12 protein-coding genes are annotated in these 13,879 nt (G+C 69.1%); 7 read left to right on the plus strand and 5 right to left on the minus strand.

Annotated elements, in window-relative coordinates; genetic code table 11:
- From AOZ53_RS16005 to AOZ53_RS16015, 3 genes are all read left to right on the plus strand, one after another.
- Window positions 1-1,068: phosphate acyltransferase (locus AOZ53_RS16005; RefSeq protein ID WP_255353274.1), on the plus strand; the 1,068-nt coding region annotated here is incomplete at its 5' end.
- Entirely contained in the window at window positions 1,049-2,281 is a 1,233-nt protein-coding gene (locus AOZ53_RS16010) for a patatin-like phospholipase family protein (RefSeq protein WP_082385652.1), read from the plus strand. The genes AOZ53_RS16005 and AOZ53_RS16010, both read left to right, overlap by 20 nt.
- Window positions 2,278-2,745, plus strand: a complete 468-nt coding sequence (locus AOZ53_RS16015; protein ID WP_054428539.1) for a barstar family protein — start codon at window positions 2,278-2,280, stop codon at window positions 2,743-2,745. The genes AOZ53_RS16010 and AOZ53_RS16015 overlap by 4 nt, the downstream gene beginning before the upstream one ends.
- Before the next feature lie 69 nt (window positions 2,746-2,814).
- Here AOZ53_RS16015 and AOZ53_RS16020 read toward each other — a convergent pair whose 3' ends face one another.
- Window positions 2,815-3,546, minus strand: coding sequence for a 16S rRNA (uracil(1498)-N(3))-methyltransferase (locus AOZ53_RS16020; protein ID WP_054488468.1), 732 nt, complete (start codon window positions 3,544-3,546; stop codon window positions 2,815-2,817).
- Between the two features lie 104 nt (window positions 3,547-3,650).
- On the minus strand, window positions 3,651-4,124 hold the full coding sequence (locus AOZ53_RS16025) for a hypothetical protein (protein WP_054428537.1): 474 nt from the start codon (window positions 4,122-4,124) through the stop codon (window positions 3,651-3,653).
- A gap of 260 nt (window positions 4,125-4,384) precedes the next feature.
- On the opposite strand from AOZ53_RS16025, the gene tkt reads away from it, so the two are divergent.
- From tkt to AOZ53_RS16040, 3 genes are all read left to right on the plus strand, one after another.
- Complete coding sequence (gene tkt / locus AOZ53_RS16030) at window positions 4,385-6,421, plus strand: transketolase (RefSeq protein ID WP_054428536.1); 2,037 nt, start codon at window positions 4,385-4,387, stop codon at window positions 6,419-6,421.
- Window positions 6,422-6,436: 15 nt separating this feature from the next.
- Window positions 6,437-7,447, plus strand: coding sequence for a type I glyceraldehyde-3-phosphate dehydrogenase (gene gap, locus AOZ53_RS16035; RefSeq protein WP_006390861.1), 1,011 nt, complete (start codon window positions 6,437-6,439; stop codon window positions 7,445-7,447).
- A 98-nt stretch (window positions 7,448-7,545) separates the two neighbouring features.
- Window positions 7,546-8,739 (plus strand): phosphoglycerate kinase, encoded by a 1,194-nt coding sequence (locus AOZ53_RS16040; RefSeq protein WP_054428535.1) that lies wholly within the window; start codon window positions 7,546-7,548, stop codon window positions 8,737-8,739.
- 99 nt (window positions 8,740-8,838) lie between these two features.
- Here the strand turns inward: AOZ53_RS16040 and AOZ53_RS16045 are convergent, their stop codons facing one another.
- Window positions 8,839-9,819, minus strand: a complete 981-nt coding sequence (locus tag AOZ53_RS16045) for a Bug family tripartite tricarboxylate transporter substrate binding protein (RefSeq protein ID WP_054488470.1) — start codon at window positions 9,817-9,819, stop codon at window positions 8,839-8,841.
- A gap of 305 nt (window positions 9,820-10,124) precedes the next feature.
- Here AOZ53_RS16045 and AOZ53_RS16050 point away from each other — a divergent pair, with 305 nt between their 5' ends.
- Complete coding sequence (locus AOZ53_RS16050; RefSeq protein WP_082385653.1) at window positions 10,125-11,816, plus strand: SulP family inorganic anion transporter; 1,692 nt, start codon at window positions 10,125-10,127, stop codon at window positions 11,814-11,816.
- Between the two features lie 79 nt (window positions 11,817-11,895).
- Here AOZ53_RS16050 and fabI read toward each other — a convergent pair whose 3' ends face one another.
- Complete coding sequence (gene fabI, locus AOZ53_RS16055) at window positions 11,896-12,669, minus strand: enoyl-ACP reductase FabI (protein WP_054476038.1); 774 nt, start codon at window positions 12,667-12,669, stop codon at window positions 11,896-11,898.
- Window positions 12,666-13,850, minus strand: coding sequence for an acetate/propionate family kinase (locus AOZ53_RS16060; protein ID WP_054429211.1), 1,185 nt, complete (start codon window positions 13,848-13,850; stop codon window positions 12,666-12,668). The genes fabI and AOZ53_RS16060 overlap by 4 nt, the downstream gene beginning before the upstream one ends.
- Between the last annotated feature and the right edge of the window lie 29 nt (window positions 13,851-13,879).

The raw sequence follows: 13,879 nt of genomic DNA on the forward strand, positions 1-13,879 counted from the left end.
CCGCTGGCCGACCTGGAAGCCTACGAAGAGCAGCTGCAGCAGTTCGTGTACCACTCCGGCGCCTTCATGAAGCCGCTGTTCTCGGCCGCCAAGCGCATCGTGCGCGAAGGCGGCCCGGCCCGCATCGTGTTCGCCGAGGGCGAGGACGAGCGCGTGCTGCGCGCGGTGCAGGTGGTGGTGGACGAAGGCCTGGCCCGTCCCATCCTGGTGGGCCGTCCGTCGGTGCTGCTGACCCGCATCGAGAAGCTGGGCCTGCGCCTGCGGCTGGGTGAAGACGTCGAGGTCACCAACCCCGAATACGACGAGCGCTTCCATCAGTACTGGACCACCTACTGGGAACGCATGTGCCGCCGCGGCATCACCAAGGAAATGGCGCGCGTCGAAATGCGCCGCCGCATGACGCTGATCGGCGCGATGATGGTGCACCTGGGCGACGCCGACGGCATGGTCTGCGGCTCGGTCGGCGCCTATCACGACCACCTGCGCTTCATCGACGAAGTGATCGGCCGCCGTCCGGGCCGCAACGTCTACGCCGCCATGAACATCCTGCTGCTCAACGAGCGCACGGTGGTGCTGGTGGATACGCACGTCAACGATGAGCCGACGGCCGAGCAGATCGCCGAGTTCACCATCGCCGCGGCCAAGGAAATGCAGCGCATGTTCCTGGCGCCCAAGGTGGCGCTGCTGTCGCGCTCGAACTTCGGCTCGGGCAGCTCGGCTTCCGGCGCCAAGATGCGCCGCGCGCTGGAACTGGTGCGCGCCGCCGAGCCGGAGCTGGAGATCGATGGCGAGATGCACGGCGATTGCGCGCTGGACGAAGCCCTGCGCCTGCGCATCCTGCCGTCCTCGACGCTCAAGGGCCAGGCCAACCTGCTGGTGTGCCCGAACGTGGACGCCGGCAACATCGCCTACAACCTGCTCAAGACGGCGGCCGGCGGCAACGTCGCGGTCGGCCCGTTCCTGCTGGGCGCCAACGCGCCGGTGCACATCCTGACCTCCAGCTCGACCGTGCGCCGCATCGTCAACATGACCGCGATGACTGTGGTCGATGCCAATACGCCACGTTGAAGTCACCAATGGCGGTCCGGTGTGCCGGCGCACGCCGACCGGCCTGGTCCTGACCGGGGGCGGCGCCCGCGCCGCCTACCAGGTCGGCGTGCTCAGCGCCATCATGGAGCTGCTGGACCCCGACTGGCATTCGCGTTTCAAGAATCCCTTCGACATCATCTGCGGCACGTCCGCCGGCGCCATCAACGCCGCGGCGCTGGCCTGCCGGGCCGAGCGGCCGCACCTGGGGGTGCGGCGCATCCGCCGCCTGTGGTCGTCGCTCAATACCGACATGATCTACCGGGCCGACGCGCCCGGCCTGATCCGCACCGGCGTGCGCTGGCTGGGCCTGCTGTCGCTGGGGTGGATGTATTCCGGCCTGACGCGCAAGCGGCCCCAGTCACTGCTGGACAACAGCCCGATGCAGGAACTGCTGGGCCGGGTGCTGGATTTCGGCCACCTGCAATCGAATCTGGAGAGCGGCGCGCTGTCGGCGCTGGCGATCACGGCCTCGGGCTACACCAGCGGCGAGCACCTGACGTTCTACCAGGCGCACGCGCCGATCGAGCCCTGGCACCGCTACCTGCGGCTGGCCATTCCCACGCCGATCACGGTCGACCACCTGATGGCCTCGTCCGCCATTCCCTTTGTCTTTCCCGCCCGCCAGATCACGGTGCACGGCAAGGGCGAGTGGTGCGGCGACGGTTCGATGCGGCAGCTGGCGCCGATCAGCCCGGCCATCCACCTGGGCGCGCACCGGGTGCTGGTGATCGGCACCGGGTTCCGCGACGACACCCACCCCGAGCACCGCGAGGCGGCGCCGCCGTATCCCTCGCTGGCCCAGGTGGGCGGCCATGCCCTGTCCAGCATCTTCCTGGACGGCCTGTCGATGGACGTCGAGCGCCTGGAGCGAATGAACTACCTGGTCGACCACGCCGCGCCGCGGGAGGGCGACGAGGTCACGGTGCGCCGCATCCAGGTGCTGACGATCACCCCCAGCCGCTCCCTGGACTCCCTGGCGCTGGAACACCTGGGCGACATGCCGGCCCAGGCCCGTGCCCTTTTCCGCGTACTCGGTGTATCGTCCGATCCAAGCCGCCCCGGGGGCGGCGCGCTGATGTCCTACCTGTTGTTCGAGTCCAGCTACACCAAGCGATTGATCGAACTGGGTTATGCCGATACGATGCAGCGTAACGATGAAGTGATCGCCTTTTTCAAGGAGGCACAGGCATGACGCGCAATGCCCAATCTACCCTGCAGAAGCAGTTGAAGCGAGGTGGAGCGCTGGCCCATGACGGGCTGGACAAAAAGGCCGTGGTCGACGCCGCGCACGAGCTCGGCCTGGCACTGTTTGTGGCCAATTGCGACCCGGCCCGCAGCCGCTCCGCGGTGCTGCGCGCCATCGTCAAGGCGGTGGATTTCCCCGAGTATTTCGGCGGCAATCTCGACGCGCTGTACGACTGTCTGTGCGATACCGTGCTGGATCACAAGACCGGCGTGGTGCTGTGGCTGTACAAGCTGCATTCGGGGGATCCGGCGCTGGAAGAAGACGCCGCCCGCATCGAGTCGGTGTGCGCCGACGCCGCGGAATTCGCCCACGAGAATGGCCGCACGTTTGCGTATGTGGTGGAACACGCGGGCAGGCACCCGGATCCCGAACCCGGCGTGGCCGCCGCGCCTTACGGCGAACACGACTGACGACCCCGGGCAGGGCGCTCGCGCCGCCGGCCCGCCGGTCACCTGCCTGTCATGTCGCGGGGGCGCCGATCACCAGCCGAGCAAGGCGCCGGCCGCTGAAATCAAGGCCAATCCCGCTGTTTCCGTGCGCAGCACGCGCGGGCCGAATCTGACGGCCTGGACGCCCGCCTCGCGCGCCTGGGCCAATTCCTTGTCCGACCAGCCCCCCTCGGGGCCCACCAGCAGCGTCAGCGATTGCAGGCTCGGCGTGGCGCCGAGCCGGCCGGCCAGGTCGGCGTCGGCGTCCGGATGGCACAGCAGGCGCAGGCCCTCGGCGGGTTGCGCCAGCCAGTCGGCCAGCGTCACGGGGGCGTCGACCGCCATCAGCCGGTTGCGGCCGCATTGCTCGGCGGCCGACTGGGCGATGCGCTGCCAGTGCGCCACCCGTTTTTCCAGCCGCGGGCCGGACAATTGCAGCACGCTGCGCTGCGCGGCGATGGGGCAGACCCGGGCGGCGCCCAGCTCCACCGCCTTTTCCACCACCCAGTCCATCTTGTCGCCGGCGGGCAGGCCCTGCACCAGCGTGATGCGGCCGGCCAATTCGGCTTCGCGCGGGTCGAACGCGCCCAGCTGGGCGAAACCGGCCTTGCCCTCGAGTTCCAGCACCGCCGGATACTCGCCGCCCTGGCCGTTGAACAGCGCCACGGTTTCTCCGGCGCGCAGCCGCAGCACCCGGATGGCGTGGTGCGCCAGGGCCTCCGGCAGGGCGATACGGGCGCCGGCGGACAGGGGGGCGTCGCAGAAAAAGCGGGGAGCGGACATGGGTAGTGCGGTGGCGGACGGAAGGCGGACATTGGGGCCGGGCGGAGACCCGGGGCGCGGCCCGGGCGGCGCCCCGGCGATTCAGGGCCTGGCTCGTCGCCGGGTCACCTGAGCGCGTAGCCTACCACCTTGATGCCCCAGTCGATCAGGGTGGGAGCGCTGGACGCCAGTTGCAGCGTCAGCAGGGTCAGGAAGCCCACCGTCATTTTCTTGTCCAGGCGCAGGAGGTCGTGGCGCACCTCGGCCAGGTCTTCGTGGGTGGCGAAGCGCTTGAGTTCCTCGCGGGTGGGCAGTTGCGCGACGACTTCGACGAGTCTGTCGAATTGGTCCTGGGCGGCGCGCCTGGCGATGTCGCGTTCGAGTTCAGCCCTTTCGCGGGCGTAGTCGACGCGTGACAGGGCATAGGCGTGGAGTTCGGCGCGGGCCTCGTCCTGCGAACGCTTGAGCAGATCGGCCTCGCCCTGCAGGCGGGCTTGTTCCAGCGCCTGCGCCACCGCGATGGCGCGTTCCTCGCCGAGCGCGTTGCGCAGGGCCAGGATGCCGGCGGCGGGAATAGTGAAGCTCAACATGGCAATCATGATACGGATTCCGACAAGGGGCTGTGCCAGGCCATCATGAATCTCGGACCGCCCCGCCGCAATTGTGGCAACTACGCCATGACATCGCTGTCTCCCCCTGGGGTTTGCCGCGATTTCGCCGCGGGCCACCGTCCATTTGGCGGACCCCGCCGCCCGTGGCCGGACGGGTCATCCCCAGGTGTTAAAATCGTCTGCTTCGCAACCTACTCAACTGGCCCCCATTTCCTGCGTGGGCGCGCCAGCTTCAAAGAGCCTTCCGAATGAGCAATCCGACCGCCCCTAAACTTGCCTTGGCGGATGCCATCCGCGCCCTCGCGATGGATGCCGTGCAACAAGCGAACTCCGGGCACCCGGGCGCTCCCATGGGCATGGCGGAAATCGCCCAGGCCCTCTGGATCGGCAACCTGCGCCACAACCCCAAGGATCCCGCCTGGGCCAACCGCGACCGCTTCGTGCTGTCCAACGGCCACGGCTCGATGCTGATCTACGCGCTGCTGCACCTGACCGGCTACGACCTGCCGATCGAAGAACTGAAGAATTTCCGCCAGCTGCATTCCAAGACGCCGGGCCACCCCGAAGTGGGCATCACCCCGGGCGTGGAAACCACCACCGGCCCGCTGGGCCAGGGCCTGGGCAATGCCGTCGGCATGGCGCTGGCCGAAGCGCTGCTGGCCGCCGAGTTCAACAAGCCCGGCCACACCATCGTCGACCACCACACCTACGCCTTCACCGGCGACGGCTGCCTGATGGAAGGCATCTCGCACGAAGTGTGTTCGCTGGCCGGCACGCTCAAGCTGTCCAAGCTGGTGGTGCTGTATGACGACAACGGCATCTCGATCGACGGCCATGTCGAGCACTGGTTCGCCGACGACACCGCCAAGCGCTTCGAGGGCTACGGCTGGAACGTCATCCGCGGCATCGACGGCCACGACGCCGCCGCCGTGGACGCCGCCATCAAGGCCGCCCGCGCGCAATCGGAAAAGCCCACGCTGATCGTCTGCCGCACCGTCATCGGCAAGGGTTCGCCCAACATGGCCGGCACCCACAACGTGCACGGCGCCCCGCTGGGCAAGGACGAGATCGCCGCCACCCGCGCCGCGCTGGGTTGGTCGGCCGAGCCGTTCCAGATCCCGCAGGACATCTACGACGGCTGGGACGGCCGCAAGACCGGCGCCGCCGCGCAGGCCGAATGGCAGTCGGCGTTCAACGCCTACGCCGCCGAATTCCCGGCCGAGGCCGCCGAGTTCACCCGCCGCATGAAGGGCGAGCTGCCCGCCGGCTACGCCGACCAGTTCCAGGCGTTCCTGAACGCCACGCTGGAAAAGGCCGAGACCGTCGCCACCCGCAAGGCCTCGCAGTTCGCGATCACGGCGCTGGCCGCCGCGCTGCCGGAAATGCTGGGCGGCTCGGCCGACCTGACCGGCTCCAACTTCACCGACTGGAAGGGCGTCGCCGCCGTCCGCGCCGGCGACAAGGGCATCCAGTTCGGCCGCCACATCAACTACGGCGTGCGCGAATTCGGCATGGCCGCCATCATGAACGGCGTGGCGCTGCACGGCGGCTACCTGCCGTTCGGCGGCACCTTCCTGACGTTCTCGGATTACTCGCGCAACGCCATCCGCATGGCCGCGCTGATGAAGCAGCGCGTGGTGCACGTGTTCACGCACGACTCCATCGGCCTGGGCGAAGACGGCCCGACCCACCAGTCGATCGAGCACGCCTCCAGCCTGCGCCTGATCCCCAACCTGTCGCTCTGGCGTCCCTGCGACACGGCCGAAACCGCCGTGGCCTGGAACGTCGCCGTGACGCGTCCGGCCAGCATCGGCATGGACGTGCATGACGGCGGCCCGACGGCCCTGCTGCTGTCGCGCCAGAACCTGCCGTTCGTGCAACGCGACGCCGCCACCGTGGACGCCATCGCCCGCGGCGGCTACGTGCTGCGCGACGCCGACGGCGCCCGCGCCGTGATCATCGCCACCGGTTCCGAAGTCGCCATCGCCCTGGACGCGCAAGCCCAGCTGGCCAAGGACGGCATCGCGGTGCGCGTGGTGTCCATGCCGAGCACCGACGTGTTCGACAAGCAGGACGCCGCCTGGAAGCAATCGGTGCTGCCCAAGGGCCTGCCGCGCGTGGCCGTCGAGGCCGGCGTGACCGCCTTCTGGCACAAGTACGTGGGCCTGGAAGGCGCCGTGGTCGGCATCGACCGCTACGGCGAATCGGCCCCGGCGGGTGCGCTGTTCAAGTTCTTCGGGCTGACCGCCGACAAGGTGGCCGAGACCGTCAAGCAAGTTCTGTAAAAAAGGAGCCTAGTCATGACCATTCGCGTCGCCATCAACGGTTACGGTCGCATCGGCCGCAACATCCTGCGTGCCCACTATGAAGGTGGCAAGAAGCACGATATCGAAATCGTCGCCATCAACGACCTGGGCGATCCCAAGACCAACGCCCACCTGACCCGCTACGACACCGCCCACGGCAAGTTCCCGGGCACCGTCGAAGTCGACGGCGAGTTCATGGTCGTCAACGGTGACAAGATCCGCGTGCTGGCCAACCGCAACCCGGCCGAACTGCCGTGGGGCGAGCTGAAGGTCGACGTGGTGCTGGAATGCACGGGCTTCTTCACGACCAAGGAAAAGGCCGGCGCGCACATCAAGGGCGGCGCCAAGAAGGTCATCATCTCGGCCCCCGGCGGCAAGGACGTTGACGCCACCGTCGTCTACGGCGTCAACCACGGCGTGCTGAAGTCGACCGACACCGTCATCTCGAACGCGTCGTGCACCACCAACTGCCTGGCCCCGCTGGTCAAGCCGCTGAACGACAAGCTGGGCCTGGAAAACGGCCTGATGACGACCGTCCACGCCTACACCAACGACCAGGTCCTGACCGACGTCTACCACGAAGACCTGCGCCGCGCCCGTTCGGCCACCATGAGCATGATCCCGACCAAGACCGGCGCCGCCGCCGCGGTCGGCCTGGTGCTGCCGGAACTGAACGGCAAGCTGGACGGCTACGCCATCCGCGTCCCGACCATCAACGTGTCGATCGTCGACCTGTCCTTCGTGGCCAAGCGCGACACGACCGTCGAGGAAGTGAACAGCATCCTGAAGGCCGCCTCGGAAGGCGAGCTCAAGGGCATCCTGGACTACAACACCGAACCCCTGGTCTCGGTGGACTACAACCACAACCCGGCCTCCAGCACCGTTGACGCGTCGCTGACCAAGGTCTCGGGCCGCCTGGTCAAGGTTTCGTCCTGGTACGACAACGAGTGGGGCTTCTCGAACCGCATGCTCGACACCACCGTCGCGCTGATGTCGGCCAAGTAAGCATCGCTGTCGAACCGAAGGGGACGAACAGGTTTTCCGCCACGGCGGAAAGCGGGTTCGTCCCCTTCGTTCGCCAACTCTAGGGAAAGCAAAGCATTATGTCCAAGGTCAATACCCTGTCCGCGCTGGCCAAGGCCGGCGCCCTGTCCGGCAAGCGCGTGTTCATCCGCGCCGATCTGAACGTGCCGTTCGATGACGCCGGCCGCATTTCCGAAGACACCCGCATCCGCGCCTCGGTGCCCGGCATCCGCCTGGCGCTGGACGCCGGCGCCGCGGTGATGGTCACCTCGCACCTGGGCCGCCCGAAAGAGGGCGTGCTGACCGAGGCCGATTCGCTGGCCAAGGTCGGCCAGCGCCTGTCCGAGCTGCTGGGCATGCCGGTGCCGCTGGTGCAGAACTGGGTCGACGGCGTCAAGGTCGAGCCGGGCCTGGTGGTGCTGCTGGAAAACTGCCGCGTCAACGTCGGCGAGAAGAAGGACGACGAGGCGCTGTCGCGCAAGATGGCCGCGCTGTGCGACGTCTACGTCAACGACGCCTTCGGCACGGCGCACCGCGCCGAGGCCACCACGCACGGCATCGCGCGCTTCGCGCCGGTGGCCTGCGCCGGCCCGCTGCTGGAAGCCGAGCTGGACGCGCTGGGCCGCGCGCTGCACGAGCCGAAGCGTCCGCTGGTCGCGATCGTCGGCGGCTCCAAGGTGTCGACCAAGCTGTCGATCCTGCAATCGCTGGCCGACAAGGTCGACCAGCTGGTGGTGGGCGGCGGCATCGCCAACACCTTCATGCTGGCCGCCGGGCTGCCGATCGGCAAGTCGCTGGCCGAGCCGGACCAGGTGGACCAGGCGCGCGCCGTGATCGAGCTGATGAAGCAGCGCGGCGCGGATGTGCCGATCCCGGTGGACGTGGTGTGCGCCAAGGCGTTCGGCGCGGATGCCGAAGCCACCGTGAAGGCGGCCGATGAGGTCGCCGCCGACGACATGATCCTGGACATCGGTCCGCAGACGGCGCAGCAGCTGGCCGCGATCCTGAAGCAGGCCGGCACCATCGTCTGGAACGGCCCCGTGGGCGTGTTCGAGTTCGACCAGTTCGCCAACGGCACCAAGGTGGTGGCGCAGGCGATCGCGGATTCCGAGGGCTTCTCGATCGCGGGCGGCGGCGACACGCTGGCCGCGATCGCCAAGTACGGCATCGGCGAGCAGGTCGGCTACATCTCGACCGGCGGCGGCGCGTTCCTGGAATTCCTGGAAGGCAAGACCCTGCCGGCGGTGGCCGTGCTGCAAGAGCGGGCCAAGTAAGTCGCTGGCCTGGCGCAATGCAAAGCCGCTCCTTTCGGAGCGGCTTTTTTCATGGGCGTGAGCGGTGCGGGCGGAGATCGCCGCCGCCTCGCGAAAAGGCTATTCCATCTTCGCGCCCGACAGCTTCACGATGCCGGCGTAGCGGTCGATCTCGGCGCGCATGAAGTCGCCGAAGGCGGCGGGCGTCTGGCCCGCGGGGACGATGGCGCCCATCGATTCCATGCGCTGGCGCATGGCGGGGTCGGCGGTGATGGCGTTGATGTCGCGGTTCAGGCGCTCGACGATGGCGTCGGGCGTGCCGGCCGGCGCGACGATGCCGTACCAGGCGGAGGCATGCATGTCGTTGACGCCGGCTTCGGCGAAGGTGGGCACGTCGGGCAGGGCGGGCAGGCGCTGGCGCGAGGCGACGGCCAGGGCGCGCAGCGCGCCGGCCTGGACCTGGGCGAGCGAGCCGGTGTCGATCATCATGTCGACCTGGCCCGCGAGCAGGTCGGAGACCGCGGGGCCGCTGCCCTTGTAGGGGATGTGCAGGATGTCGACGCCGGTGCGGGCCTTGAACATGGCGCCGGCCAGGTGCTGCGACGATCCCACGCCGCCCGAGCCGTAGTTGAGCTTGCCGGGCGCGGCCTTGGCGGCGTCGACCAGCTGCCGCACCGACTGGTAGGGCGATTGCTTGGGCACTTCGAGGATGTTGGGGATCTCGGCGACGAAGGCGATGGGCGTGAAGTCCTTGACCGGGTCGAAGCCCAAGCGCGCGTACAGGTGCGGGTTGGCGGCGTTGGTCGAGCTGGTGGCGACCAGCAGGGTGTAGCCGTCCGGCTTCTCGCGCACGAAGGCGGCGGTGCCGATGTTGCCGCCGGCGCCGGCCTTGTTGTCGACGATGACGGTCTGGCCCAGGCGTTCGGTCAGGCGCTGCGCCAGCATTCGGCCCAGGGCGTCGGTGGCGCCACCGGGGGGCCAGGGCACGACCAGCTTGATGGGCCGCTCGGGGTAGGCCTGGGCCTGCGACAGGGCGGGGGCGACGGCGAGCGCGGCCAGGGCGAGCGCGCTCGCGGCGCGGCGCAGGAATGCGTGGGGCATGGAGTCTCCTGATGCGCGGTCCGGCGAGCGGCCGCGCTGTTGTCCGAGGGCCGCGTGGGCGGCGCCGGGGCGGCTTGGGGCCGCGTTTGTTGTGTCCAGGACTCTACGCAATCCGCCACTTGATAAAAAGGGATAAATATTTAAGGAATTTCATTCCTTTTAGGAATGATCCGTTCCGCGCGGGCGCCGCCCGGCGGTGCGACGGTTTGATTTGCCATCGGTTTGGGGGACGCGGACTGGTGTAGGCTTGGCGCTCGTCCGCGCCCCGCGGTTTCCTCTCTCCGTTTCCTCCGTTTCACCGCTCCATGAATCTACGATTTCTTCCTGGCCTGAACAATTTCCGGGGCATCACCCGGGAGTCCGCCGGCCGCGATATCGCCGCGGGGTTGAGCGTGGCCGCGGTGGCGTTGCCGGTGGGGCTGGCCTATGCCGCGATGATGGGCGTGCCGCCGGTGGCCGGGCTGTGGGCGGCGATCGCCGGCATGCTGGGCTACGCGCTGTTCGGGTCCTCGCGCACCTTGATCGTGGGGCCCGACACCGCCACCTGCACGCTGATCGCGGCGACGCTGACGGGCATGGCGCTGACCACCCCGGAAGACCGCTTGGTGGCCGCCACCGGGATCGCGCTGACGGTCGGCGTGGGCTGCCTGATCGCGCGGGTGCTGCGGCTGGGCGTGCTGGCCAACCTGCTGTCGCGGCCGGTGCTGATCGGCTACATGGCGGGGGTGGCGGTGACGCTGGCGCTGTCGCAACTGAGCGGCCTGACCGGCGTGGGGCTGCGCAATAGCGGGCTGGTGCATCCGTTCCTGGAACTGTCGCGGCGCGTGTCGGAGATCCGCATTCCGACGCTATGCCTGGGGCTGGCGTCGTGCCTGCTGCTGGTGGCGATCAAGCGCTGGCGGCCGACCTGGCCGGGACCGATCATGCTGGTGGTGGGCGCCTGCCTGCTGTCGTGGCTGTTCGACTTCCCCAACCTCGGCATCGCGGTGGTGGGCGAGGTGCCGGCGGGCCTGCCGGCGCTGCGCCTGCCGGTGCGGCTCGAAGGCGTGGACAACATCCTGCTGGGCGCGGCGGGCGTGCTGGTGGTGAGTTTCTCCAGCGGCATCGTGACGGCGCGCAGCTTCGCCGCGCGCAGCGGCGAGCACGTGGATCCGAACCGCGAACTGGTCGGCTTCGGCGCGGCCAACGTGGCGGCGGGGCTGTTCCAGGGTTTCGTGGTGACCGGGGCCGATTCGCGCACGGCGGTGGGGCTGGCGGCGGGCGGCTCGTCGCCGCTGGTCGGCGTCAGCGCGGCGGCGGCGCTGGCGCTGGTGGTGGGCCTGCTGAGCGCGCCGCTGTATTGGTTGCCGCAGGCGGTGCTGTCCGCGATCCTGCTGCTGGCGGCCACCAGCCTGTTCGATGGCCAGGCCTTCATGCGGCTGGCGCGGATCTCGCGCATCGAGCTGGCCTTCGGCATCCTGGCCGCGGTCGGCGTGGTGGGCTTCGGCGTGCTGCAGGGCGTGGCGGTGTCGGTCGGCGCCACGCTGCTGTACGCCATGTATGTGTCCGGCAATCCGCGCGACGCGCTGCTGGGCCGCCTGCCGGGCGAGTCGGTGCTGGGCAAGATGCACCTGAATCCGCAGGCGCAGCCGGTGCCGGGCACGGTGATCTGGCTGTTCGAATCGTCGGTGTGGTTCTTCAACGCCGACGCGTTCCGGCGGCGCGCGCGCGAGATCATCGAGCAGGCCGGCGACGTCACCTGGTTCGTGCTGGACGCCGAGGCCATGACGCAGGCCGACGCCGACGCGATCGAGGCGTTGTACGAATTGCGGCGCGAGCTGCGCGATCGCGGCATGGTGCTGCTGGTGGCGGGCGGCCATGGCCAGTTCCGCATGGCGCTGGAACGCTCCGGCCTGGCCGACCGCATCGGCCGCGACAAGATCTTCCCCTCGCCCGAACAGGCGGTCGAGGCCATTGAGCGCTGGCGCCAGGGACCGGCGCCGGCCACGCTGTCCTGAGCCTCTGGGCGGGCGACGCTGTCGCCACACCCGATCCGTCTACGCGACCGGGCCTCGCCGCGCCGTCCGCGGGCGGCCCTCAGTCGATGATGTGATAGCCGCCGTCGATGTACAGCGTCTGCCCGGTCATGCGGCGGGCGGCGTCGGTGGCGAGCCAGGCGGTGGCCTCGCCGACGTCGTCGATCGACACCAGGCTGCGCGCCGGCGCCTTGGCCTGGGCGCGGTCGAGCAGCGCGTCGAACTCGGCGATGCCCGAGGCCGCGCGGGTCTTGAGCGGCCCGGGCGAAATGGCGTGCACGCGGATGCCCTGCGGGCCGAGTTCGGCCGCCAGGTAGCGGGTGGCCGATTCCAGCGCGGCCTTCACCGGACCCATCATGTTGTAGTGCTCGACCACCATCTGCGAGCCGTAGTAGCTCATGCAGAACAGCGCGCCGCCGCCGGGCATCAGCGGTTCGGCCAGCTTGGCCATGCGGATGAACGACCAGCACGACACGTCCATGGCCGTGAGGAAACCGGCGCGCGAGCAGTCGGTGACGCGGCCGTGCAGGTCGTCGCGCGGGGCGAAAGCGATGGAGTGCAGCACGAAGTCCAGGCCGCCCCATTCGGCGGTGATGCGTTCGAACACGGCTTCCAGTTCGCCGTCGCGCAGCAGGTCCAGCGGCATCAGCAGCGATGCGTCGACCTGGCGCGCCAGCGGTTCGACGTGCGGGCGCGCCTTGTCGTTCAGGTAGGTCACCGCCAGCTCGGCGCCCATGGCGCGGAACGCCTTGGCGCAACCCCAGGCGATGGAGTCGGCGTTGGCGATGCCGGTGACCAGGCCGCGCTTGCCGGCCAGGGGCAGGGCGGCGCTCATCGTTGCTTCACCAGGGCCAGGGTGTGCTGCGCGATGATCAGCTCTTCGTTGGTGCGCACCACGTACACGCCAATGCGGCTGTCGTCGCTGGAAATGCGCGGTCCGTGATGCGCATTGCGTTCGGGGTCGAGCTTGATGCCGAGCCAGCCCCAGTGCTCGCTGATGGCCTGGCGGATCTCGGCCGAGTTCTCGCCGACGCCGGCCGTGAAGACGATGCCGTCGATGCCGTTCATGGCGCAGCCCAGGCCGATCATGCCCTCGGCCACGCGCCAGGCGAAGTACTTGAGCGCCAGCCTGGCCGACGGCGCGTCGCTGGCCAGCAGTTCGCGCATGTCGTTGCTGATGCCCGACAGGCCCTTCATGCCGCAGTCGTGGTACAGCACGTGCTCGATGTCGTCGTGCGACATGCCCTGTTCCATCATCCACAGCACCACGCCGGCATCCAGGCGGCCCGGCCGCGTGCCCATGGGCAGGCCCTCTAGCGCGGTGAAGCCCATGGTGCTGTCGACGCTCTTGCCCTGGTGCATGGCGCAGGCCGACACGCCCGAGCCCAGGTGCGCGGCGATGATTTTGCCCATGGCGATCTCGGGCAGCGCCTGGCGCAGCCGCTGCGCGATGTATTCGTAGGACAGGCCATGGAAGCCGTAGCGCCGCACGCCCTGCTGGTACAGCGACTCGGGCAGGGCGTAGCGGTCGGCCACGTCCGAATGGCTGCGGTGGAAGGCGGTGTCGAAGCACGCCACCTGCGGAATCCACGGACGCCGCTCGCGGATCACGCGGATCGGCGCCAGGTTGTTGGGCTGGTGCAGCGGCGCCAGCGGCGTGAAGGCCTCGAGCCGGGCGAGGATGTCATCGTCGATCAGCACCGGTTCGGACAGGTCGGGGCCGCCGTGCACCACGCGGTGGCCGACGGCCAGCGGCGCGCCGCCCAGGTGGCCGCTGAGCCAGGTGCCGACCACTTCCTGGCCGTTGGGCACGTCGGGCGCGTGGCTGGGCGCGATGTCGCGTTCCACCAGCGTCTGGCCGGCGGCGTCGCGCACCCGCAGGCGCGGATGGCTGGTGCCGATGCCTTCGAGCTGGCCGCCCAGGCGCGGCGCCAGGGCCTGCTTGTCGTCGATGTCGTACAGGTAGAACTTGATGCTGGAACTGCCGGCGTTGATGACGAGAATGGTGTCGGACATGGAGTCGATCGCCTCTTGATGCAAGGGAC

The sequence above is a fragment of the Achromobacter sp. 2789STDY5608621 genome (assembly GCF_001299375.1).
In the GTDB taxonomy this organism is placed as follows: domain Bacteria; phylum Pseudomonadota; class Gammaproteobacteria; order Burkholderiales; family Burkholderiaceae_B; genus Achromobacter; species Achromobacter insuavis.